Here is a 563-nt window from a genome sequence, read left to right on the forward strand (position 1 = left end):
CAGTGTTACTGACTTGCTGTTTGCGTCAGCGATATATATCTTATCACCTTTGCTTTAGCTTGTCAAGAACTTTTTTTATTTTATTTTTTGAAGTCTTCCAAAAAATAAAATCTCGGAAACCTTTTTGATTTCCTGCTTTCGCACCAACAAGAAACTTTATGCTTTCATGCTTTGTTTCTTATCGCTTTTTGCGACAGCGATATGTATCTTACAACATTTTACTGTTGTTGTCAACACCTTTTTTCATTTTTTATCTCTCACTTTCCAGCCGTATAAAAAACTACTTTATATAGTGGATTCAACCACAGCGGAGAGGGTGGGATTCGAACCCACGCGCCCTTGCGGACAAACGGTTTTCAAGACCGCCTCGTTATGACCACTTCGATACCTCTCCAAACTGTTTAAGTTTGTTGCTCTCTCAACAGTGCTTTGCTAGTATAACTCTTTATTTTGGATTCGTCAACCCCTTTTTTTTAATTTTTTTCAATTTTATTTTTTGAATTTCATTTTCAAGTACAAGATAATAACATTTATTGTCTCCTGAAGCGTAAAAATGTTCTACT

Annotated in this window: 1 tRNA gene; it reads right to left on the reverse strand. The window is 35.2% G+C overall.

Annotated elements, in window-relative coordinates:
• Positions 1-308: 308 nt before the first annotated feature.
• Positions 309-394: transfer RNA gene (locus tag DWZ63_RS07195), tRNA-Ser, on the reverse strand.
• Positions 395-563 lie beyond the last annotated feature (169 nt).

Source organism: Clostridium sp. AF34-13 (genome assembly GCF_003477845.1).
GTDB classification, from domain to species: domain Bacteria; phylum Bacillota; class Clostridia; order Lachnospirales; family Lachnospiraceae; genus Butyribacter; species Butyribacter intestini.